The organism is Tolypothrix tenuis PCC 7101, assembly GCF_963874875.1.
In the GTDB taxonomy this organism is placed as follows: Bacteria; Cyanobacteriota; Cyanobacteriia; order Cyanobacteriales; family Nostocaceae; genus Aulosira; species Aulosira tenue.
In genome coordinates, this window is the sequence record NZ_CAWNJS010000001.1 from 7,085,323 (window position 1) to 7,108,368 (window position 23,046).

14 protein-coding genes are annotated in these 23,046 nt (G+C 41.2%); 10 read left to right on the top strand and 4 right to left on the bottom strand.

Annotation, left to right across the window (positions count from 1 at the left end):
- Window positions 1-104: 104 nt before the first annotated feature.
- The 3 genes from AACU25_RS27885 (at window position 105) to AACU25_RS27895 (ending at window position 7,791) form a co-directional block, all read left to right on the top strand.
- Window positions 105-3,506, top strand: a complete 3,402-nt coding sequence (locus AACU25_RS27885) for a WD40 domain-containing protein (protein ID WP_096581243.1) — start codon at window positions 105-107, stop codon at window positions 3,504-3,506.
- Window positions 3,507-3,767: 261 nt separating this feature from the next.
- Window positions 3,768-6,932, top strand: a complete 3,165-nt coding sequence (locus AACU25_RS27890; protein WP_096581245.1) for a CHAT domain-containing protein — start codon at window positions 3,768-3,770, stop codon at window positions 6,930-6,932.
- Between the two features lie 517 nt (window positions 6,933-7,449).
- On the top strand, window positions 7,450-7,791 hold the full coding sequence (locus tag AACU25_RS27895; protein ID WP_096584164.1) for a helix-turn-helix domain-containing protein: 342 nt from the start codon (window positions 7,450-7,452) through the stop codon (window positions 7,789-7,791).
- Between the two features lie 346 nt (window positions 7,792-8,137).
- Here AACU25_RS27895 and AACU25_RS27900 read toward each other — a convergent pair whose 3' ends face one another.
- The 3 genes from AACU25_RS27900 to AACU25_RS27910 all read right to left on the bottom strand — a co-directional run bounded on the left by AACU25_RS27900 (window position 8,138) and on the right by AACU25_RS27910 (window position 11,585).
- Entirely contained in the window at window positions 8,138-8,818 is a 681-nt protein-coding gene (locus AACU25_RS27900; RefSeq protein ID WP_096581247.1) for a polysaccharide deacetylase family protein, read from the bottom strand.
- A gap of 654 nt (window positions 8,819-9,472) precedes the next feature.
- Entirely contained in the window at window positions 9,473-9,709 is a 237-nt protein-coding gene (gene patX, locus AACU25_RS27905) for a heterocyst-inhibiting protein PatX (RefSeq protein WP_045868315.1), read from the bottom strand.
- Between the two features lie 109 nt (window positions 9,710-9,818).
- On the bottom strand, window positions 9,819-11,585 hold the full coding sequence (locus AACU25_RS27910; RefSeq protein WP_096581249.1) for an FAD-dependent oxidoreductase: 1,767 nt from the start codon (window positions 11,583-11,585) through the stop codon (window positions 9,819-9,821).
- 396 nt (window positions 11,586-11,981) lie between these two features.
- Here AACU25_RS27910 and AACU25_RS27915 point away from each other — a divergent pair, with 396 nt between their 5' ends.
- From AACU25_RS27915 to hetR, 6 genes are all read left to right on the top strand, one after another.
- Window positions 11,982-12,323 (top strand): helix-turn-helix domain-containing protein, encoded by a 342-nt coding sequence (locus AACU25_RS27915; RefSeq protein WP_321206687.1) that lies wholly within the window; start codon window positions 11,982-11,984, stop codon window positions 12,321-12,323.
- Between the two features lie 194 nt (window positions 12,324-12,517).
- Complete coding sequence (locus AACU25_RS27920) at window positions 12,518-12,895, top strand: VapC50 family PIN domain-containing toxin (protein WP_199347300.1); 378 nt, start codon at window positions 12,518-12,520, stop codon at window positions 12,893-12,895.
- A 59-nt stretch (window positions 12,896-12,954) separates the two neighbouring features.
- A complete protein-coding gene (locus AACU25_RS27925) occupies window positions 12,955-14,001 on the top strand; it encodes a zinc-dependent dehydrogenase (protein ID WP_096581251.1) in 1,047 nt (348 codons plus the stop codon).
- 106 nt (window positions 14,002-14,107) lie between these two features.
- Window positions 14,108-15,418, top strand: a complete 1,311-nt coding sequence (locus tag AACU25_RS27930) for an inorganic phosphate transporter (protein WP_096581253.1) — start codon at window positions 14,108-14,110, stop codon at window positions 15,416-15,418.
- 940 nt (window positions 15,419-16,358) lie between these two features.
- A complete protein-coding gene (locus tag AACU25_RS27935; RefSeq protein WP_096581255.1) occupies window positions 16,359-18,602 on the top strand; it encodes a DMT family transporter in 2,244 nt (747 codons plus the stop codon).
- 1,150 nt (window positions 18,603-19,752) lie between these two features.
- Window positions 19,753-20,652, top strand: coding sequence for a heterocyst differentiation master regulator HetR (gene hetR, locus AACU25_RS27940; RefSeq protein WP_045868309.1), 900 nt, complete (start codon window positions 19,753-19,755; stop codon window positions 20,650-20,652).
- Between the two features lie 460 nt (window positions 20,653-21,112).
- Here the strand turns inward: hetR and AACU25_RS27945 are convergent, their stop codons facing one another.
- A complete protein-coding gene (locus AACU25_RS27945; RefSeq protein ID WP_096581257.1) occupies window positions 21,113-21,724 on the bottom strand; it encodes a hypothetical protein in 612 nt (203 codons plus the stop codon).
- Window positions 21,725-22,387: 663 nt separating this feature from the next.
- On the opposite strand from AACU25_RS27945, the gene rpsD reads away from it, so the two are divergent.
- Window positions 22,388-22,996, top strand: coding sequence for a 30S ribosomal protein S4 (gene rpsD, locus AACU25_RS27950; protein WP_096581259.1), 609 nt, complete (start codon window positions 22,388-22,390; stop codon window positions 22,994-22,996).
- Window positions 22,997-23,046: the final 50 nt, after the last annotated feature.

A 23,046-nucleotide genomic window follows, 5' to 3' on the forward strand; every position in this document is an offset into this window, starting at 1 on the left:
TTCCCCAGTCCCCAGTCCCCAGTCCCCAGTCCCCAGTCCCCAGTCCCCAGTCCCCATTCCCCCTTCCCCCTCCCTCTCCACCTTTTGCACAACTACTTAAAAAGATGGATCCTATCTCCGCGACAATCGGCTTTATTGTGGGCTTAATTGGCTTTATTGCTAGCACCGTGCAAGTTCTAGATTATATAGACAAACGGCGCGAAAGGCAGCCAGCAATTGCATCAGTAGAGACACCACATCCTATCCGCCAGTTAAAGCCTCAAACTGCACATCGCGTTGATTGGGGTGAAGCGGTTGATGTACTAACATTTTATGGGCGCGCTGAGGAACTTAGTAAGTTAACACAGTGGGTTGTGCAAGAACGCTGTCGTGTGGTAGCGCTGTTGGGAATGGGGGGAATTGGCAAAACTTCTCTGGCTATTAAGCTGGTACAGCAGATTCAGGATGAATTTGATTATGTGATTTGGCGTAGTCTGCAAAATGCACCACCGCTACAAGAAATTTTGGCGGAGTTAATCAAATTTCTTTCGCATCAGCAGCAAATTGATATTCCCAAGGATCATAGTGATGCTATTTCTTTATTAATTGATTATCTGCGCTCATCACGCTGTTTATTAATCTTAGATAACGCCGAATCAATTTTGCAGACTGGTGCTTTAGCATATCGCTCAGGTTATGAAGCTTATGGAGAACTAATCAGACGCATTGGTGGCATATCTCATCAAAGTTGCTTAATTTTAACGAGTAGAGAAAACCCGCCAGAAATCGCCGCCTCATCTGGAGAAAATCTGCCAGTGCGCGCTTTGCAATTAACTGGATTAAAAGCCGTAGATGGCGAAGAAATTTTCCAGACTCAAGGACTTTCAGGTACAGATGCAGAACAAATTAAACTCATCGAATTTTATAAAGGTCATCCTCTAGCGTTAAAAATTATTGCGACAACCATTAAAGAACTATTTGATGGCAGAATTGCCGAATTTTTATCACAAAATACTGTAGTCTTTGGCGGTATCCGCGAACTGTTAAATCAGCAATTTCATCGCCTATCAGATTTGGAAACAGAAGTGATGTATTGGCTGGCGATTAATCGCGAACCTGTAGGAATTGCCGAATTACGAGAAGATATAGTTGCTTTACCATCACAATCAAATTTGATGGAAGCGTTGCAGTCATTAGCTAGACGTTCGCTAATTGAGAAAAGTAACGCCCTATTTACCCTGCAACCTGTGGTGATGGAATATTTAAGCGATCGCCTAATTGCCGAAATGTCAGAAAATCTCATGAGTGGCGAAATTACTTTTGCGAATCGCTATGCTTTAATGAAGGCGACTGCGAAAGATTATATCCGCGAAGCGCAAATTAGATTAATTGTTAAACCTCTAGCAGAAAGACTACTCGATAGGCTGGGAAGTCAGAAAAAACTGGAAGCGCAGCTAAATCAAATTATCGCCACATTACAATCAAAATCTCCTCAGCAACCAGGATATATTGGCGGCAATATTTTAAATTTATTTTGTTACTTAGAAACAGATTTATGTAATTATGACTTTTCGCATTTAGCACTGTGGCAAGCATATCTCAAAGGTGCTAATTTGCAAAAAATAAAATTAAACAATGCTGCCATCGAAAGGTCAGTTTTTACGGATATATTAACCACTATTTTCTCCGTTGCCTTCAGTCCCAATGGTAAAATTATCGCTACAGGAGATGCTAATGGTGAAATCCGCCTCTGGCAAATAGATGATGGTCAACAAATTTTAATTTGTAAAGGTCATACAGGATTTGTACGGTCAGTCGCATTTAGTCCCGACGGTCAGACTTTAGCTAGCGCTAGTGTGGATAAAACCGTTAAACTCTGGTCAATCAGCGATGGTAAATGCATCAAAACTTTACAAGGACATAGCGATCGCATAGAGTCATTAGCAGTCAGTCCCGATGGTCAATTGTTAGTGACTGGCAGTATTGACAAGACTTTGAGAATCTGGTCAGTTAATGATGGTCAATGCTTGCAAGTTCTCTCAGGACATACTCATCACATTTGGTCAGTCGCCTTTAGTCCTGATAACCAAACTGTCGCCAGTGGTAGTTTTGACCAAACCGTGAGACTTTGGTCAGTTAGCGACGGTCATTGTTTGCAAGTCTTCCAGGGACATACTGATGGTTTGCGGTCAGTAGCATTTAGCCCAGATGGTAAACTACTTGCCAGTGGTAGCCATGATGAGACAGTTAGGTTATGGTCGCTGAGTGATGGTCAATGCTTACAAGTTCTAGAGGGACATAGCGACAGAGTTTTATCAGTCGCCTTTAGTCCCGATAGCCAAACTGTCGCTAGTGGTAGTTACGACCAAACTGTGAGACTGTGGTCAGTGAGTGATGGACAACGCTACCAAATTTTTCAAGGACATGGCGATCGCGTTTGGTCAGTGGCATTTAGCCCAGATGGTAAAATTCTCGCTAGTGGTGGTTATGATCAAACGGTGAGATTGTGGTCAGTGAGCGATGGTCATTGCCTGAAAGTTTTTCAAGGATACCTCAATGGTGTAGAGTCAGTAGCCTTTAGTCCCGACGGTCAAACCTTAGCCAGTGGTAGTTTCGACCAAAAAGTCAGGTTGTGGTCGCTGATTAATCACCAATGTCGGACAACTCTCACCGGACATACTCAGCAAGTCAGGTCAGTTGCTTTTAGCCCGAATGGAGAAATTTTAGCTAGTTGCAGCCATGACCGCACAATCAGATTATGGTCGGTGAAAAATTGCGAGTTTCTCCAAATCTTAGCGGAATATACCCATCGAGTCGGGTCAATCGCATTTAGCCCCGATGGTGAAATCTTAGCCAGTGGTAATTATGACAGCACAATCAGGCTATGGTCTCTTAGTACAGGTAAATGTCTGCAAGTTTTACACGAAAACACTAATCAGGTTTGGTCAGTAGCCTTTAGCCCAGATGGACAAATTTTAGCTAGTGCTGGTTATGACCTCACAGTCAGATTATGGTCAATTAACGATGGTACAATATTTAAAATCTTGCAAGGGCATACAGGGCCAGTTGGGCCAGTAGCATTCAGTCCCGATGGGCAAATTTTAGCTAGTGGTGGTAACGACCAAACAGTCAGACTGTGGTCACTCAATGATGGCAAATGTTTGCAAGTTCTCCCAGGACATACAAATTGGATTTGGTCAGTCGCATTTAGTCCCGATGGACAAACCTTAGCCAGTAGCGGCGATGACCAAACAATCAAGCTGTGGTCAGTCAGTGACGGGAAATGCATCCAGACTTTACATGGACATATCAACAGAGTTTGGTCAGTCGCATTTCATCCAGATGGACAAACCTTAGCTAGCGGTAGCGGTGATGGCACAATTAAACTCTGGAATATCAACACAGGCGAATGCTGGGAAAATCTCAGAGTAGAAAGACCTTATGAAGGTATGAATATCGCTGGAGTAACAGGCTTAACCCAAGCGCAGAAAGCCACACTCAAAGCTTTGGGTGCGGTGGAGAAATAATATTAATTGGTAATTGGTAATTGGTAATTGGTAATTGGTAATTGGTAATTGGTAATTGGTAATTGGTCATTGGGTGTTTGTTATTTTCCCTTGTCCCCAGTCCCCAGTCCCCAATCCCCAATCCCCAGTCCCCAATCCCCAGTCCCCAATCCCCAGTCCCCAGTCCCCAGTCCCCAATTTCCTAATCAAAGTTTTCTAACTTTTTGATTTTCCACAGAAATACTAGAGTTATCTTAAGTAGTAAATATAAAAATATTACTTATGCGACTACGTCTAATTACTGTCAGCATTATGCTGGCATTAGCTTACCCTACCTTACTCCTTAACACTTCCAGACAGGTTCTCGCTCAAGCACCAACACCAACTGCAGAAGAAAAGATTACAGAGGCGATTACCCTGAATAATAACGGTGAAGGTATTGTATATAAAGATTTAGTCGGTTTAAGTGACTTGCAAGCTGGGTTAGAACTGTTCCAGCAAGCCTTGGCTATCTTCAAAAAATACAACGCTAAAGCTGGGGAAGCTAACAGTCTTACCAATATTGGCTATGTTTATTTGCGGAAAGGGGAATATTCTAAAGCCTTGGACTTTTTGCAACAATCTTTAGCGATTCGCAAACAAACACGCGATCGCCAAAATGAATGGATACCTCTGTCCTATATTGGTGAAGCATACATCAATCTGGGTCAATATCCAAAAGCATTAGAGGCTTATCAAGCAACCTTAACTATTCTCAAAGAACTCCGCGCTGCTAACCCCAAAGATTCTAGCTACTCTACCAGTCAAAAAGGAATGTTGGCTAATACAGGGGCATTATATTTTAGGATGGGTCAATATCAAAAGGCGCTGGAGCTTTATCAACAAACTTTAGCAATCCAGAAAGCTGATAATGATCGCATTGGTAGCGCAGATACTCTAAATAATATTGGAGTCGTTTACATTAATTTAGGCAACTACACTCAAGCGCTAGATTCCTACCAACAAGCTTTAACCACTGTTCAAGACTTCTGCTATAAAGAAAAATTAACTTGCTATTACGGTAGCGAAGCCGCAATTCTCAATAATCTTTCCAGTGCTTACTTTAATTTAGGGCAATATCAAAAATCCTTAGAGTTAGCGGAAAAATCTGCGAATATTTATAAAAAATTCCGCACTGGGGAATATCAGGGAACTAATAAACAGGATATCCAGTTACTTTATGATGCTTTAGGACAAAATCCCCAAGCTTTACAACAAATTACCAGTCGGGCAGTTGTTGGTGATGCATTTGGTAAGGATTCTTTTCAATTTCAAGGCGAAGCACTTAACCTCAATAACATCGGTCAAATTTACTTTAGCCAAGGTAAATATGACCAAGCACTCAAACTATATCAACAAGCTTTAGATATTTACAAACAAAACAATTATCCCCCAGGTATTGCTGTCACCCAAAATAATATTGGGAATATTTACGCTAATACAGGCAAATATGCCCCAGCCATCGAATCCAATCAACAGGCTTTGACTAATTATAGAGCAGTAGGCGATCGCACTGGTGAAGGGGTGACATTCAGCAATCTGGGACAGATTTACCAAAAACAAAACCAATACGATAAGGCTTTAGGACTTTATCAGCAAGCTTTAGCCATCCATAGGGAAGTTAGCGATAAAGCCAGTGAAACCGCCACCTTGAAATATCTTGGCGATGTACTTGCAAACCAAAATCAACCACAATTAGCGATCGCATTCTACAAACAATCAGTCAATCTTACCGAAACTATTCGCCAAAGTCTGCGTGTCGTCCCTACAGATATCCAAAAATCCTATACCGAAACTGTGGCTGACAGATATCGCCGTTTAGCCGATTTACTACTCAAGCAAAATCGCCCATCGGAAGCACAACAAGTTTTAGATTTATTAAAAATACAGGAAGTTAAAGATTTTATTGGTAATAGCCCACTAAATAACCCAAAAATTGCCAATACTCCGCCCAAAATAGCCAATCCTCAACGCGGAATAGCTAATAACGATTTGCAGACAGCGCAAAACTTACCTTTCAAACCCCAAGAACAAGAAATCTCGCAAAAATATAGTGCTATTCAAGATAAAGTCATTCTTTTAGGTAAAGAACTCACAAGTCTGCGAAAAATTAATCCAAAAGAACGTACATCTGCACAAGAAAAACGGATTGCTGAACTTGTCAAACTTGAGCAGGATAGCAATGCAGAGTTTAATAAGTTTATCAAAAGTCCGGCTGTGGTAGCGCTGGCGCAACAATTATCTGTAACTTCTAACCAAGAAAATCTCAATTTACGACAACTCAATTCCATTCGAGATAACTTACGCCAGTTACATCATAAAGCTGTATTACTGTATCCCTTGGTTTTAGAAGACAGATTAGAGTTAGTGATCGTCACCGCAGATTCTCCACCTATACATCGCACAGTTAAAGTTACACAAGCAGAGTTAAATCAAACAATTCAAGAGTACAGAAAAACAATAGTATTTCCCCGTAGAAGCATTAAAGAACCAGCACTGAAATTGTATAACTGGTTAATTAAGCCGATAGAAAACGACTTAAAGCAAGCCGATGCTAAATCAATTATTTATGCTCCTGATGGACAACTAAGATATATCCCTTTAGCAGCATTATATGATGGTAAAGATTGGCTAGTACAACGTTTTGTGGTTAATAACATCACATCAGCTAGTCTGACCAAATTTGACAACAAACCAGAGAAGAATATCAATGTTTTAGCTGCAGCTTTTACCAAAGGTGATTATACAGTCAAAATCGCCAGTCGCGACGAAGTTTTTAGCGGCTTGCAGTTTGCTAAATTAGAAGTAGAAAACCTAGCTAAGACAATTCCCGGTACTAAGATAGTATTAGATAATCTTTTTAGCCCTGCTACCACAGTCCCACAAATGAACGATTACAAAATTGTGCATTTGGCAACGCATGGACTACTAGTTAAAGGTCATCCCGAAGATTCATTTATTCTCTTTGGTAATGGACAATATGTAACTCTGCGGGATATCGAAAATTGGTCTTTACCCAATGTTGATTTAGTCGTTTTGAGCGCTTGTCAAACAGGCTTGGGCGATAAATTAGGTAATGGTCAAGAAATTCTAGGATTAGGATATCAGATTCAACTCACGGGCGCAAAAGCTTCTATAGCTTCATTATGGTCTGTATCTGATGGTGGTACACAAGCTTTAATGAATGTTTTTTATCAAGTTTTGCGATCGGGTAATCTCACAAAAGCTGAAGCTTTGCAAAAAGCCCAAATTGCCTTAATCACAGGTAATTATGCTGGACTGAATAAAACACCAGAAATAGCTAGCATACGAAATAAAAGTAGTCGTAATTTAAGTGCAGGTTCTGCTAATGAATTCAGCCATCCCTTTTATTGGGCACCCTTTATCTTAATTGGTAATGGACTATAATACTAACCATAGTATGCATCAATAAAGTGTAATAATATCATGCAAGAGTAATTATATAAAAATGCGTTATAATTCCTTTTGAGGAACTTTACAACAATCATGCATTGCTCTAAATTGCAGTATAAAATTTAGGCGATACATGGGGTTATATCATGAAATTTATATTTCAGAATAATCCTTTTTAGGGTAGTAGCCCACCTGACTGTAAATCAGCTAAATTTGTGATAAATGGCTCTATAAAGTGCTATTTTTTACAAAAATTATCTTTGCGATACTAATTCAAATAATGTTGCCGATATACCAATATATTCTAGAGGGCACAGCAATGCTGTCCCCCTAAAATCTTTCACCTTGTTTTTAAAATTGGTATAACTTGTTAACAAATGTATCAGCAAAGAGGTTAATAGCTATTTCCCTAAAAATGTAGAACCAAATTTTTTATGGTGTTTTTTTAGAGTTGCTTTTCTTTAATGCTAGGATCTACGACAATAAATATTTGGAGAAAAGTGCTATAGCTGTGAAACAAAAAGCAAAACCAAGGATCGCTTTGCTTCGTGAAAAGGCAGGGCTAACCCAGCTTGAGTTGTCGCGTCTTGTGGGCGTGACTGAAAGCACTATCCAGAACTGGGAAAGTGGCAGGACTGGAACGGATCATATTGAAAGAATTGTTAGGTTTTGTAAGGCCCTTAATTGCCAAGTAGAAGACCTAATTGAGTATATGAGCGAGTCACCAGAAACACCAGGCACTCCACCAAGTTCGTTAAGTCAAATACACAATCTCTTAGGCACTGAGAACCCTGCCCCTAATCTCAGTCCTGATGCCGAAGTTGCGCCAACGCAACACGCGACAAGTAGCTGAAATCTATCTTCAGCTAACTGAGATACTTCTAGCTGTGTTGGTAAAATTCTCGTACTACATACAGCTATTTACCCTACGCTCAAGCTTTCACTTTGTCATCAAAGCTTGAAAAAAGCGTGGGCGAATTAACCGTAGGGTGGGCACTATTTATCATCAGGGTTTGCACAGAATATCTCACAGTGTCTACCCTACAACCTTATCGGTAGGTTAATTAATTTTGAATTCCCCTTGAGGACTCCTAGAAATTAAATTATCCATTTCTTGGAGCGAAGACCATAATTGTATTCTTCCTCCTCTGCATCCTCTGCTCCCTCTGCTCCCTCTGCTTGCTATAACGATTAATTATTTAATTCCCCTTAGGGATCTGCTGCCACATAGTATCCACAGTCACAAATTGATAACCTTGTTGTAATAATTTGGGAATCAAGATTTGGATGGTAGCAGCAACATCTTGACCGCCATCATAACCATCATGCAAGACAATCAGCGAGCCGTTTTGGACTTGCTGGAGAACCCGTTGCACTACGGTATTAACGCCAGGTCTGACCCAATCTTCTGGGACAACACTCCACATGACTGGGCGATAATTCCACTCAAAAAATAAATTTAAAGTTTGTGGTGTAAAAAAACCATTGGGAGGCCGAACATCCCTGACTTGTTCGGGTGGAAGATTGCACGCACTATAAATTGCAGCTTGGGTTTTAGCCAAACTTTCTCTCAGCGCCGTTGGGGATAGCATGGGGAAAGAACGATGATCATACCCATGCAATCCAATCCAATGTCCGCGATCGCATACTGCTTTAGCTATCTGTGGTGAACGATTGACACAAGCACCTAACCAAAAAAAACTCGCTGGAATCTGATAACGGTCTAAAACTGCCAATACTTCGGGTGTGTATTGGGGATGAGGCCCGTCATCAAACGTGAGTGCGATCGCTTTGCTTTTGCGATCGCCATTCCACAGACATTTAGGAAATGTCGGTTGCAGAAGGCGATAGATAACCGGAAACAAGGGAGCAAATTGCATTGTGATTTATGGGAACTAGTGCTGAGTAAAAAATACTCGTCTCTAGTCCCTAGCCTAGCCCCTATGACTCTCTTGTGAAGAAACCATAGTACAAGTTCAACAGCCTTGTTTGTCCACTACAAATTGACAGACAAGGGTGAACTTAATACCAAGTCTTTCCTTTTATCTTGGCTCATGGCAAAAACGCCGCTACACAGATTGAAAATACTCTATGAGAAGTCAGCTTATAGATTTCTACAAAATTTATAATTCAAAAACCAATGAATATAAGCTTTTCAGCCATTTTCATTCAGGTTTCGGTATATGAGTATGGATGGGCCTGGTAAATGACTTGAACAGAATTAGAAACCCTTGATCTCAACCGATAACCTTTATCAAATTCTGGCGATAACAGGAGTTAGAAGCAGTAAGCGTGGCTTTTTGAGGAGTTGGTGATGCGATTAATACAGGAGCCTGGTTAGTGTACATTCTGAACCTCAGGGTTGAATCAGATTATGTATACACACCTTACGGAGCAAATACTGGACAAATGCTGAGTTGATATATGTATGCACTGTGCTATCTTTACTAAGAGATTTATGTAAAGTATGTGAAGCACGACACCTAATTTGTCTGTAATTTAACTCCCCGAAGACAAAAAAAATTGCTGGATTTTCAAACGGCAGGATGAACATTTTTGTAGGATTCTATCAGTTCTCTACGCCCACTACCGCGATGCGGTACAGGTTTTTCTGGCTGGTTAGGCTTGGGCTTGGGTCTGGCTGAGAGCAACTGTTCTGAGCCAGATGAGGATGGTAACAAACGTGAGAATTGATTGATCGTAGCTTGACAGTTGATAGCGAAGGAAACAGCTACCAAACTGGAGGCTAAAAGTGAAACTACAGCACGCATAGCAGATGTTTATTTTAGAACTCTCTTTTGCACCTTACTTAGTTTTTATTACTGCATCCGGACAATTCCCTAAAACGTGTTTTTTTTTACTGAATAAAAATCAACTTTATTAAATCACAAGATGTTCCACTAGTATCCAATTACCAGCCGAGTTCAAGCGACCGTAAACTGTTACCAATTGCCCATCTAGACAAGCTTTTAGTTGTTCATCAATGTGCGATCGCAAGGTTACAAGCTGCCAAATCTGCTTTTGATGTGTTGTTGGTGTCATAATGCGAAATCTGTAATCTTGCTGATGCTGGCGATGAAATACACCTGTAACGCAATTACTCAACCGTGATAACACTGTATTTACTGACTCGTAATTACACGTAGATGATATTAAGCCAGGACAGTTACCATCAGGCGGATAGCTGGCAGGATTGTGGAGATAATTTATTTGCGACCGTATCCACTGAGGATGAGCCAGTGTTGAATTGAACAACGGGATAATTGCCGTAGGCGATCGCTTGTCTTCTAATAAAGCCATTTGTAGCGCCCTCACTGGTAAATTGCGCGGTTGACAGTTCAACTCAACGCACATAGCCGCAGCCATTCCCGCAGCTTGACCAATACCCATCACCACAGGTTGCAATCGAGTTGCGCCATTCGCAATATGGGAAACGGAAATGTTCTTTTCACAGACTAAAAAGCCGTCTGTAGTGACAGGAACCAGGCTGCTGTAGGGAATTGTGAAGGGTGTCCCTGTCCAACGTCCTCCCCAACGAATCGATTTAGGTTGCAGGGGAAAGTTAAAGCCTGGGTAATGGTGGTCATTAGGATAGTTAGCGATCGCGATTGCATCTATATTTAATGATGCTACTTGACCCCCAGGCACAGGCAAAATATCCAGTTCGGTAATCGTTGTCATTCCCACCAAGCGCCGACTTTCCCGGTAATAGGGATGCAAAGCAAAAGCTGTGGGTGAATGGGGAAACACCTGTTTTGCTAAACCGTAGCGCCTACCAACCTGATTTTGAATGTAATGGGCAAAATTTTGGCTATGCCAGCATGATTCTTGGATATACTCATGTCTACTCGCTTTTGACTCTATTAGCCGTCCTAACCCTTCACCATAGTCATTACCGCATATAGGCCAATTGAGCATCAATAGACCGCCAGGTAAACGCCCATAATTTAAAAATTGTTCTGCACCATAACCATCCCAAGCACCTGCAAATTGCGATGGATCGTAATTCGGCGCTGGGGGAATTTCTGGGGCGATATCTGTCCCAAAATCTTGCATTAGCACCACCCCTGTTGGCGCTTGTATAGGGTATTTTTCTGTTACAGAATTAGGCGACTCTGGGGCGCTAGGTTCTCCCCATTGCGATCGCCATTCCCAACCCCAACGAAAAGGTATTTCAGCCAAAGCCAATAAATCGCCTAATTCTGTCCCATCGAGAGTAATTTTGGCTTTAACAATAAAATCGCTAAACCGAACCCCAGTTACATAACTTCCCTCACGCAATACCTCTAAGGGAACTTCCCCCTCAATCCAATGCAGATTTGCTAATTCCTGCACCCAATCTGCGAAAATCTGCGCCCCAACTCGCGGATCGAAACTAAAAAAGCTTACCCAGCTATGATCTAAACCTTCTGGCTGACGTTGCTGCAATTCTCGTAAAAATTCGCCCCACAACCCCGTCTGAAACGCTTCTAATTCATTTCCGTCAGGAACAGATACCCCGGCTGAGGTTAACATTCCCCCCAACCAAGCAAACTCACTCACCAGGATAGTTTTCGCCCCACGCCGCGCCGCTTGAATCGCTGCTGCTGTACCGCCAACTCCCCCACCCACAACTAAAACATCAGCTTGATATACCTGATTCAGCATCGATCAACCTCACTGGAATATACCCAGTTAGGCTACATCAGATAAGGTAGTTTTAATATTTTTTACCTTTGCAGTATAGATAGGTGCTAGGGATTTGTTTCGTTTATTGCGTTTGTGTATTACAATAAAAACAAAATCTCAGCTAAGGCTCTTTATGAATACTTTCGTATCTAACCTGAGTTCGGGATAAGCTGAAACCCTCATTACACCGTTGCTTGATTCTAGGATATTTCAACGTGCTTGCGTTGTTTCAGACATTTAAGCTTGAATAAACCTCCTTAACCCGAACTGACGTTATCTAACCAGAACCTGCCTATTGATGCCAGTCTGATTAACGAAGCTGAAACTGCAGCAATTCAGAAGCTTGACAACATACTCAATCAGAAAAATAGTCAAGTGAAATTAGTTGCAGACAACGTCGAAGAAATGACTATTCCTGATTCTGTACTTCATGTATTACGTCAAGTGGCGCAAGCAATGGCATCAGGTAAAAATGTATCTATAGTTACATACAATCCCGAACTGACTACACAACAGGCGGCTGATTTGTTAAATGTGTCGCGTCCCCATCTAATTAAATTATTAGAACAGGGTGAACTTCCTTACATTATGGTAGGAACTCATAGAAGAGTGAAATTTGAGGATTTAACAAAATATAAACAGGAAAGGGATAGTAAACGTAGACAATTGCTAGATGAATTAATAGCTGAAAGCCAAGATTTAGGATTTTATGAGTAGGGTATTCTGATGATTTACTGAGTATTATGTATCTTGCTGTGCTGGATTCTTGTGTACTGTTCCCTATGTACTTACGAGACACATTATTGTGTCTGTCTTAGGCTGGGTTATATGTACCATATTGGACGCAAGAAATCCTTGATGGCGCAACTCGTAATCTGGTAAATACAGGTAGACTCACAATTACCCAAGCTATGAGACTAGAAGGGAGAATTAAACAAGCTTTTCCCTCAGCACTAATTGTAGTTCCTGAAAATATTGTTCAATTAATGACAAATCACCCTAACGATCGCCATGTTCTGGCTGCTGCTGTGGTAGCTAAGGCTAATATCATTGTCACCTCAAACTTGAAGCATTTTCAAGATCGGGATTTAGCACCTTGGCAAATCCAAGCCAAATCTCCAGATGAGTTTTTAACTGAATTATATTATCTCTATCCAGAACAAGTGATTGAGGTGTTACAGCTACAGTCTCAAAGTCTCAAAAAGCCACCTATGAGTTTTATTGAGCTTCTAGAATTACTCAGTAGAGAAGCACCAAGATTTACAAGCAATATTAAATCCCAAATTTGATAGGTTAACTTTGACCAGTAAATGTTACATCTAGTAACGTTGAGCGGTGAAAAATCAACGTGAAAGCACAGGTATTTAGAGGCGTAAATCAACTTTCCTACGAAGAAATCCCAGTACCGACTCTGGAACCGGATGAAGTGCTGGTTAAGGTGGGGGTAGTAGGGTTGTGTCAATCAGATATTAAAAAAATTCGTTATCCCTTGTACGAACCCCCGCGCATTTTTGGACATGAAACGGCGGGTACGATCGCATCTGTGGGTGCTGATGTGAAAAATTGGCAAGTAGGACAAAGGGTGGCGGTAATGCACCATATCCCCTGTATGCGTTGCGCTTACTGCCTTAATGAAAATTATTCCATGTGTGATGTTTATAAAAACATCTCGACTACGGCAGGATTTAACGCCAGTGGCGGTGGTTTTGCGGAATATGTCAAAGTACCAGGACATATTGTGCAAAATGGCGGCTTAATTCCCATCCCCGATGATATCAGTTTTGAAGCAGCGAGTTTTGTTGAGCCGACTAATTGCTGTTTAAAAGCAGTCAAAAAAGCGCAAATTGCACCGGGACAAACGGTATTAATCACAGGTGCAGGGCCGATTGGTTTAATGTTTATTATGTTGGTGAAGCATTTCGGTGGGAGGGCGATCGCTACCGATTTACTACCCTCTAGAATTGAAAAGGCTTTAAATGTCGGTGCAGAAGCGGCTTTTGATGCGCGTGATGCCGATTTACCTGCAAAAATTCAAGCTATCACTGGTGGTTTGGGTGTAGATGTTACCTTACTCGCCGTACCTAGCGAAAAAGCCTTCTTTCAAGCTTTAGATTGCACTCGTAAAGGTGGTAAAATTCTGTTTTTTGCGGAATTTCCCGACGAAATCGAAATTCCCGTCAATCCCAATATTTTATATCGCCGCGAAATCGACTTAATGGGCAGTTATAGCTCATCCTACCGCTTACAAAATCTCTCAGCCGATATCGTCTTTAATCGCCGGATTGATGTAGAAGCCTTAATTAGTGATCGCTATCCTCTACAAGATTTATCACAAGCTGTAGAACAAGCGATCGCACCCAAACCAGACACCTATAAAATTTTAATTTATCCCTAATGGTCATTAGTCAGTTGTCAGTTGTCAGTTGCCAGAGGTAACAGTCAACAGTCAACAGTCAACCGTCAACAGTCAACCGTCAACCGTCAACCGTCAACCATCAAAAATGCCCATCACCCTCATAATCGTCGCCCTACTCGCCTTCTATGTCGCCTTTAACCTTGGCGCTAACGATGTTGCTAACGCAATGGGAACTTCTGTTGGTTCTAAGGCTGTAACTTTAAAACAGGCTTTAATAATTGCTGGGGTGTTAGAGTTTGCGGGTGCGGTATTGTTTGGACAAGAGGTAACGGAAACTCTCGCCACAAAAGTGGCTAATCCGGCTTTATTTGCGGCTACACCGCAAGTTTTAGTGCTGGGGATGGTGACGGTGTTATTAGCCTCTGGGGTGTGGCTACAAATCGCCACATCGCGGGGGTTACCTGTATCTTCCTCCCATGCGGTTGTCGGTGCGATCGCAGGTTTTAGTTGGGTAGCTTTGGGAGTCGGTGCAATTGATTGGTCATCCATTGGCTCAATTACCATTGGCTGGATTTTAACGCCATTAATTAGTGGTGCGATCGCGGCTTTATTCTATAGTCAAATCAAGCGCTGGATTTTAGACCAACCAAATCAGCTGGTGCAGTTAAATGAGTGGCTTCCTTGGTTGAGTACTTTACTCATAGGCACATTTGGCGTGATTGTCTTACCATCGCTGACTCAACCTTTAAGCAATTTTTTAATTAATCAAGTTGGCTTAAAACTCCCAGCTTACGATATCCCCATCTTCACTGGTGCAGTAGCCGCAGTTGGACTCACCTTCTATAGCTGGAACCAATTAGAACATAAATCCCCAGTCCCCAGTCCCCAGTCCCCAGTCCCCAATCCCCAATCCCCAATCCCCAGTCCCCAATCCCCAATCCCCAACCCCACCGAACGCTTATTTGCTCGCTTCCAATTACTCAGCGCTTGCTTTGTCGCCTTTGCTCATGGTTCTAATGATGTGGGGAATGCGATCGCTCCTTTAGCTGCGATCGTTTATATTAATCAGACTGGCAGCGTACCGATAAATGATATTACCATCCCCTTATGGATTTTAATCCTTGGTGGTATCGGCATTGTGGGGGGTTTAGCCATCTGGGGTAAAAAAGTCATTGCCACTATTGGCGAAAATATTATTTCTTTGCAACCTAGTAGTGGCTTCTGTGCGGAACTCGCAACTGCCACGACTATATTACTTGCCTCTCGTTTAGGGTTACCTGTATCCACCTCTCACGCTCTTGTGGGTGGTGTAGTTGGCATTGGACTAGTACAAAATATCAAATCGATTCAATTCCAAACCCTCAAAGGAATTGCTGCTGCATGGGTAATTACAGTTCCCGCGAGTGCAGTTCTCAGCGCCGCTATATTTAGTCTTGTCCGGATGATTTTTCTGTGAAAATCACCCTAAATTTTCCTATTAGGCAGTTACAGTTAAATCAGATATCTCTAACTTTTAATTTGTAAATTTTTCGCAACATTTATTTTTAGTAGAATTCCCTATTTTTAGCCTTTTTTTCTAAATTTATACCTAAATTTTTAGGCATCAGGTATAAGGTATTTAATCAAAAAACTGCAAAAATTGGGATAAATATTTGTAATTTTCCTGATTGCAGGCATTCAGAAATAAATCGCGTTATAACCGATGAGATGATATCATTTAATTTTTAATAAATATAGATAAACGCTCCTGCGAGCGAATTTTTGCAGAATGGTGATTAATTCACTAAAATATATTCCAGAGGTCAGCAATAATTTTAATTTACGCCGACAAATAATTTAATCTCATTCAGAAATATAAACTGTCTCGTAAGTTACATTACACCATAATTTAGACATAACTCTAACAGTTTAGCTCGCCTGATGCTAGCCCAGTAGTCCTTCACAATTTTTTGACAATTACTAATCGCACAAAAAGAATATGTATTGATTTGGAGTAAAAATTTTTCTCCCGAAACAATCCTGCTCAAAAGCATGGATGATTGAATTAATACTTCTGTGCGGAAGTCAACAAAAGCCTGCGTGTTGAGTCGCCCAACTTAATCGTGACTTGTGACACTGATGGTTGTGGCTCATAGGATGGCAATTTAATTTACTTCCCAATGTAAAAAAACAGAGGATATTTATACTAGTAATGCTGCAAGAAACACAGTTTATTCAGCTATGAGTAAAATTATTCTCTTTGCCAACTCTGTGTTCAGCATGACAAAATTACGTTGATATGCGTAAGTCCTGTTAAAATTTTTGGTTTATCAAAGAAGGTACAAAAAATTAGTATGAGTGCCAAGCAGTTATGCGGGAAGCAGCTTTATTGTCAAGGTGTTAGAGGTTAAAAGCTCATGGGGCGATTTGAGAAGCAACCAGACAGAGCCAGAGGTGATTTATCCAGAGCAGCCGAAAATGCTCTGTGGGCTGTGGTTGAAGACTTGGAAAATCTTCAACAGCACGTACTGCGATCGTTACAGGAAGAAGTAAAGCGACTTCAGGCGGAGAAAAACCGTTTAGGAGATGACATTCAACGGCTGCAGGAAGAAAAAGAACAGTTACAACAGGTACGCCAAATCACCGAGCAGCAGGTGTTAATCCGTCAGTTAGCAGAAGCTTTGGCGAAACATATCTCTTCTCAACTGCAATCCTCTCTGACAACTTTAGCTAACGAAGCCATAGAAAGTAATTCTTCCCAAAGAGCTGCATTAGGGGCAAGCCAGACAGATAATGGTGAAAAAGTAGAGCAAATGCTTGGCTCTTTGGATGATACTCTCACCATTACTTTTAACTCATTGCAACAAGAGTTAAAGAATTATCAAAGCAATATTTCTCAGCAGTTGTCTCGGATGCAGAATCAACAACAGCAAGGGGAATACATAATAGCAGAGTTAATTAATCGGTTGCAAGGTCTGGAAAAAACCATTGCCAAAACTCCCCTCACAACAGTACAAGTATCACCACCTACTGTTTTGCAACCTGCTCAAGAGCCAGCACCTACAGTATCATTACCTACCATCCTGCAACCTGCTGAAACACCAGTAGCGAAAGTATCACCCCCCACAGTGTTGCAACCTGCCCAAGAACAAAAAAGTTCATGGGAAAGTTATTCACAACCAGCAGGAATCAATAGCCAAGCTGTCGAACCACTTAATACTATCCCTGTAGAGGGTTCACAAAATCAAACTACATCACAGTCAGAGTTTGAGGCGCAACAAGCAGACGCATCTTTAAAAGAAAACGAAAATGAAACGGAACCAATGTCTTTTCGTTCTAGTTACTTCGTTGAAAGCGAAATGACGGCGGAACCCACTGTTCCCTCACCAGAAGCTACACCTCCACCATCAACAAGTAACGCTGATGAGGAGGAAATTTCCGTTTTCTTTAATAGCTTATCGGAAAGAGAAACTCAACCAGAGGAAACACCAGCGCCATTCACCAGCAACTCAGATGAGCCAATTTCTGTGCTTTCTAATAACTTATCAGAGAGCGAAAATCAGCCGGAACCTGTGGTGCGATCGCCCAAGCAGGAAATCAAACCACCATCGCTGAATTTATCTAACTCCTCTAAGTTATCAACCATCCAAATAGGTTTCTTGCTGATAGTATTGTCAGCAGTGGTGTCATCACTTTATAACGTCGCGATTAAAGTGATTTTCCAAGATGGGGCGATATTGGGAGTAGTTGAAGTAAATCGCTTACTTGTGCCAACTTTAGGCAACACACTGTTAATTTTAATGTTGCGCTTGCTGGTGGTTGTACCATTAATGTTACTTTTAGCGCCGATGATGCATCCACCAGTCTGGCAAGACTTGCAAAATTTGTTTGCTTCATTCAAAGGAAACTCTAATCCAGATAATTCCAAAACCAGGAAGGTTTTGCAGTTATCAATTGCTAGCGGATGCTTTTTGTTTTTATCGCAAGTATTGATATATGTTGCTATCGGCCAAGTTACCACAGGGATGGCGATCGCACTTTTCTTTATCTATCCGCTAATTAGCAGTCTTTTGGCTTGGTTACTATTCCGCGATCGCCCTAATGTATTCCGTTATGGGGCAATGGGCGCGCTGTTCTGCGGAGAATTACTAGTGTTAGGTGGTGCTACTAGTTCAACTCTAGGTAATGTTCCCTTGGGAAGTACCACCGCAATTATGTCGGGAATCGCTTTTGCTGTTTACGTCATCCTCACAAGAATCTGCGCTAGTAAAGTGCATCCAGTATCTTTTACCTTAATTAACTTCGCTACCATGTTGCTGTTAAGCTTCATCGGTTTAATGCTGCCATTACCTGGAGACTTAGGTTTAGTATTTAATCCTAATAAGTTGTTAGAAATTATTTTAAGTGCATTTATTTTGGGTGTACTAACTCTCTTTGGTTATGTAGTTAATAATGTTGGTATCCGGCAACTTGGTGCTATCCGTTCTGCAATTATCGGAGCTAGTGTGCCATTCCTTACTGTAATTTTTGCTGGGTTGCTCATTCAAGAAAATTTAGAAGTAGAACAAATTTTGGGAGTGCTATTAGTGACATTTGGAGCAGCAGCTTTTAGTTTTGAGAAAATGCGAAATCAACCAAATTCTGCAAATACTGTAAATTAAATCGTAACTCTATTACTATCTAATTTCTGAAAGTTTCTTCTATATATATTCCCGAATATTAAATACTTCGGGAATTGGAGCTTGGGTTAGGTTTTAAAACTGATACATTTTGAAACCAGAACGCGACAGATGGGTAGGGCACGGCATTCACAATCTTTTGGCGTATCCAATATCTTACTGGTGCCGTGCCCCTACAAAGAATTTATCTATCGCAAAAATTATTTGAATTGGTATTACTTAAAATTATAACCAGGATATAGTTAACGTTGTTTTTTCTATGGATACCTAGCTTTTTTGTCCTTTCCTATGAAATTATTAGGACTTATGCAACTATCAAATGAGATGGCAAGATAGCCTTAGTTACGCAAATATCAACTCAACTTAATTTTACTTTTTGTATAAAAAAATCAAATAATATTTATCAATACAATTAAATTTTCTTACTTAAGATAAGTAAAAATAAATAAAATGCTAGAATCAATGAATAATATTTCCAAGCAAATAAATAAGGAACTGAAAAGCCTGATTATTCGAGCTTTATTTGTTATCTGCCATTTTTAGTAATTTGTCAATTACTAAAGCAGTCAGCAAGAACAAATTTTGCAGCTATGGAGCTAAAGCACTCCAATCTGCAAAATTAAGTAGCTTGATTTTTAAATTTCTTAATCAAAATTGAATTGTCGGTTGCTGATATTGGTTTTTCGATTACAAACCTATCTGCGGTTTCCTGTAGTAGCTAATTATATTGAATTACTGGCTTACAATTTTTTTTGAATTACTTGAATAATTATCTTCCAGTATTAAATTAATTAACTGGAGCGAAATATTATTTAGGCAAGTATAAACGTTTTTATACAGCTTGCTCGGCTGATATTTTCTAAAAACCTAGCTTTGGAATTGCATTAGAAAAATGGAGGACTAAAAAATGATAGTAATATTACGGAGATAAGTTATATAAAATACACAAAATACATCTTTCAAAACTATGTGTCGGAAATTACACCGAATTTCATTATTTTGACTAGCAAGAACTTCATACTTGGAGCATAATAAATAATCTGAGGTGAAAATATTGCCTTCAGTCAGGTGTATACTACTTACTTTCCTACGGCTAATAAATTTGTAAACGTGCTATTTAACTGTCTGTTATATGAGTAACGACATAGATCTGATCAAACGTCTCGGCCCCAGTGCGATGGATCAGATCATGCTTTATCTGGCTTTTAGTGCTATGCGGACTAGTGGGCACAGGCATGGGGCATTTTTAGATGCAGCGGCTACTGCAGCCAAATGTGCAATTTACATGACCTATCTAGAGCAGGGGCAAAACCTGCGGATGACCGGTCATTTACACCACCTAGAGCCGAAGCGGGTCAAAATCATTGTTGAGGAAGTCAGACAAGCCCTGACTGAAGGTAAATTGCTGAAAATGCTAGGTTCTCAAGAGCCTCGCTATTTGATTCAATTGCCTTATGTCTGGATGGAAAAATTTCCTTGGCGACCCGGGAAATCACGCATTCCCGGCACCAGTCTGACAACCGAGGAAAAGAAACAAATCGAGCATAAATTACCGAGTAATCTGCCTGATGCTCAGTTAATTACCTCTTTTGAGTTTCTAGAATTAATTGAATTTTTACACAAGCGATCGCAGGAGGAAATGCCTCCCGAACACCAAATGCCTCTGAGTGAAGCTTTAGCGGAGCATATCAAGCGCCGCCTGCTGTACTCTGGCACGGTGACACGCATTGATTCTCCTTGGGGAATGCCTTTCTACGCACTCACCCGTCCTTTCTATGCGCCTGCTGACGACCAAGAGCGCACCTATATCATGGTCGAAGATACCGCCCGATATTTTCGCTTAATGAAAGATTGGGCAGAAAAGCGACAAAATGCTATGCGCGCTTTGGAAGAACTAGATATTCCACCAGAACGCTTAGAGCAGGCTCTAGAAGAGTTGGATGAAGTGATTCGCGCTTGGGCGGATAGATATCACCAAGAAGGTGGCGTTCCCATGATTTTACAAATGGTGTTTGGGAAAAAAGAAGACTAATTAATTGATGTCAAGAGTTAAACTTTCCAAAACAAATTTTGAATTGGTAAGTTAATCGTCATTTAAATTGCATCATTTTCTTGTTGGTAAGAGCTGCAAACCCTCTCCCTTGCCCCTTGTTTCCCTGCAGACTCAATCTGCTTTCTTATATGCTTAACAGCTTATTATTTGCCTCTGCGGTGAAAGAAATCGTTTCTTTCCCCAGCAGAGGCACAGAAGCATATAGAACTCAATACTTGTCGGTTAAGGGGGAAAGGGGAAGGGGAAAAGGGGCAAGAAAAAACCTTTAACCCTTACCCTTTCTCCTTTTCCCCAAACCAAATTCCGAGTTGAAAATCCTTAACCGAGCAGTATTGATATAGAACTTATAGATGGTAAATGTAGCTATTTTCAATGGGAAATAGCTCTTTTCATTTTTGAAATTTGCCCTGATACACCAGTTACTAGCCAACCATAATTTTTACTTATTCACTGGTTGAGCAGGAATCGGCGTAGTTTCAAACACTGGGTTAAATTGTGTAGTTGGTTGCAGTGGTGATGTCGAGGAAGGTACAAAGCTGCTGACTCTGTCGCTACCACTAATACAAGTATCTAGGGTAGGAACCAGAGCCGATTTAGTTTCAGTTCGTAAGCCTACGACACACTGAGAAAAGCTCACAGGCAACAAACTGCGACCGCAATAATTTAAGATTGCTGGGTTAGCGGCTTCCTTACTTGGATAAAGGCTAATATCAACTACACAGGTAGCCAACTCTTCAGGACGGCGTGCTAACGTACAAGAATTAAGAGCATCTACAGCGCTGATTTGAGTTTGTCTACTAATTTTGACCACACAACGAGACAACTCCCGTGGACGTAGTGCGCCAGCACAAGCTTGTGATGCTGAGTTGACATTAATGTTAAGGCGCAAAAGCTGACCAGCACAGGCACGGTAATCATTATTACTGTAGGTGGCGGCCGCCATAGAGGGAACCATCGTTGCCAACCATCCAGCGATCGCTAAAACTGGCCCTGTCCATCTAATTGTTTTAGTTGACAACATCCTATACTTAGAACCGCCTTTTTTGCTCATAAATTTTTACTCCTGAATATTCCGTTCACCAAACACCCAATGGCTATGCTAACTCAAGAACCGCGCTCAATCCTCCTTAATATAGGGAATTTTACTAGCATAGCCAGGAGATGAGGAGGATGAGTAAGTAGCGGAGGAATTACCCATTACCCACTACCCATTACCCACTACCCATTACCCACTACCCATTACCCATTACCAATAACCTCACCCCGCTACAAGATTTATCTCATGTTGATGTGCTACGATATTTTGATCGAAGATTAAGTAGGTAACATAAAAAGTATTTCTGTGTAGAAATGCTACGTGACTCAATCTAGCGATTGAGTCGCCTACGAAACCGCAAAACAAAAACTCATGTATTCGAGTACCTAGGGGCACTGGGGAATTGACGCTTGGGAACCAATGCCTAGGGCAGGTAGCGTAGTGCTTTGAGAAACAAAGCTCAATTAACTACGGTCGGTTTTACCGACTTAAAGCCTTGGGTGTGGAAAAGATACCTCTGTTCTAATTAGATTCATTCTACTAGAGCCAGGGTTTTCAGCGAACTAAGAATCCCTCGACTTGAGAAACAAATAAGCGATCGCTTTATTTGTTAAGTTGGGGGAATGCCACAATGGTATGTCTAGGTAAAGTTGAAACAGGAATAGATTAAGGAAACACATGTCCCGATATAGAGGGCCTCGCCTCAGAATTGTACGCCGCTTAGGCGATTTACCAGGATTAACTCGTAAAAGCGCTAGACGTGCTTATCCACCTGGTCAGCATGGTCAAAACCGCAAAAAGCGTTCTGAGTATGCTGTCCGGTTAGAAGAAAAGCAAAAACTACGCTTAAACTACGGTCTAACCGAAAAGCAACTGCTACGTTATGTCCGTAAAGCCAGACGAGTTACTGGTTCTACCGGACAAGCGCTGTTGCAACTTCTCGAAATGCGCTTGGATAATACAGTTTTCCGCTTGGGTTTAGCTCCCACTATTCCCGCAGCACGACAACTAGTAAATCACGGCCATATCACTGTCAACGGACGTGTAGTTAATATTGCTAGCTATCAATGCCGTCCTGGTGAAGAAATTGCTGTTCGCAACAAAGAAGCATCCCGTAAGTTGGCAGAAAACAACCTCCAATATCCTGGATTAGCTAACCTACCCAGTCACTTGGAGTTTGATAAAACCAAGCTTGTTGGTAAAGTCAACAGTGTTATTGAAAGAGAATGGGTGGCGCTACAAGTTAACGAACTGCTGGTTGTGGAATACTACTCACGCCAAGCGTAATAGTCATTCGTCCCTTGTCCTTCTTACAAAGTTCTGAGCGGAGGTTTCCT